Source organism: Cellulomonas sp. P4_H12 (assembly GCF_056400905.1).
Window position 1 is genome coordinate 1 of sequence record NZ_JBFUKJ010000109.1, and the last position, 600, is coordinate 600.

Annotated in this window: 1 protein-coding gene and 1 pseudogene; both read left to right on the forward strand. The window is 66.8% G+C overall.

All coding sequences use genetic code 11. The annotated features are described in order from the left end of the window. Positions 1 to 12: 12 nt before the first annotated feature. Complete coding sequence (rplV, locus tag AC1DQC_RS20020; protein ID WP_072845939.1) at positions 13 to 417, forward strand: 50S ribosomal protein L22; 405 nt, start codon at positions 13 to 15, stop codon at positions 415 to 417. Further along, positions 417 to 600 (forward strand): annotated as a pseudogene (locus AC1DQC_RS20025) (30S ribosomal protein S3); the annotation flags it as partial. The gene rplV and the pseudogene AC1DQC_RS20025, both read left to right, overlap by 1 nt.

Below are 600 nucleotides of genomic sequence, written 5' to 3' on the forward strand. Positions count from 1 at the left end.
GGCGAAGAGGCGATGAGTAACACCGAAACCGCCAACCCGACCGCCAAGGCAATCGCGCGCCACGTGCGCGTGACGCCGATGAAGGCGCGTCGTGTCGTGGACCTGGTTCGCGGGCGCTCGGTCGAGGACGCGCTGAACATCCTGCGGTTCGCGCCGCAGGCCGCCAGCGAGCCGGTTGCGAAGGTGATCGCCAGCGCAGCTGCGAACGCCGAGAACAACCTGGACCTGGACCCCAGCACGCTCGTCGTTGCGACGGCGTACGTGGACGAGGGCGCGACCCTCAAGCGGTTCCAGCCGCGTGCACAGGGACGTGCGTTCCGGATCCGCAAGCGCACCAGCCACATCACGGTCATCGTGGAGAGCCTGCCCAAGGCCGGCGCCGCGACCCGTAATCGCCGGAAGGGAAGTGCTCGATAGTGGGCCAGAAAATCAACCCGCACGGCTTCCGCCTCGGCATTACGACCGACTGGAAGTCTCGCTGGTACGCAGACAAGCAGTACGCGGAGTACGTCAAGGAAGATGTCGCCATCCGCAAGCTCCTCGCCACGGGCATGGAGCGGGCCGGCATCGCGAAGGTGGAGATCGAGCGCACCCGTGACC

What these genes read in the sequence shown, in the direction of transcription:
- rplV (WP_072845939.1), top strand. Translation starts at nt 13, where the DNA reads ATGAGTAACACCGAAACCGCCAACCCGACCGCCAAGGCAATCGCGCGC.